Origin of the sequence: Cobetia sp. 1AS1, from assembly GCF_029846435.1 — a bacterium.
In the GTDB taxonomy this organism is placed as follows: domain Bacteria; phylum Pseudomonadota; class Gammaproteobacteria; order Pseudomonadales; family Halomonadaceae; genus Cobetia; species Cobetia amphilecti.
Genome location: NZ_JARWKU010000028.1, coordinates 1 through 496, shown reverse-complemented (window position 1 = coordinate 496; position 496 = coordinate 1). Strand labels below are relative to the sequence as shown.

Genomic DNA, 496 nt, shown 5'->3' with positions numbered 1-496 from the left:
CATGCGCTTGGCGCACATATCTATCGTCAGCATGATTCACATTGTTAAAGAGCGGCTGTTCAGAGAACAGTGAGAAGTCACACAACCTTCACGAGGAAGGCGATATGCTTGTCACTGTGGACTGTGCAGCGTTATCAGGTAGTAGAAGCTGAACCGGACTTTCATGGTGGAGCCAAGCGGGATCGAACCGCTGACCTCCTGCGTGCAAGGCAGGCGCTCTCCCAGCTGAGCTATGGCCCCAAAGTCGGCAAAACCGTGTCGACAAAAGCACGAAGCTTTTGGTGGGTCTGGGCAGATTTGAACTGCCGACCTCACCCTTATCAGGGGTGCGCTCTAACCAACTGAGCTACAGACCCGACACTACTACTCGATAAACTAACTTGATCAGGTAATTCGTTGTGAGCACTTGCCGCGAGCAGTAGACAGTGTCGATAAGGAGGTGATCCAGCCCCAGGTTCCCCTAGGGCTACCTTGTTACGACTTCACCCCAGTCATG

Annotated in this window: 2 tRNA genes and 1 rRNA gene; all 3 read right to left on the bottom strand. The window is 53.0% G+C overall.

The window, feature by feature from the left end:
* Positions 1-164: 164 nt before the first annotated feature.
* Positions 165-240, bottom strand: a tRNA-Ala gene (locus QD280_RS17780).
* Between the two features lie 39 nt (positions 241-279).
* A tRNA-Ile gene (locus QD280_RS17775) sits at positions 280-356 on the bottom strand.
* Between the two features lie 76 nt (positions 357-432).
* A 16S ribosomal RNA gene (locus tag QD280_RS17770) occupies positions 433-496 on the bottom strand; the annotation flags it as partial.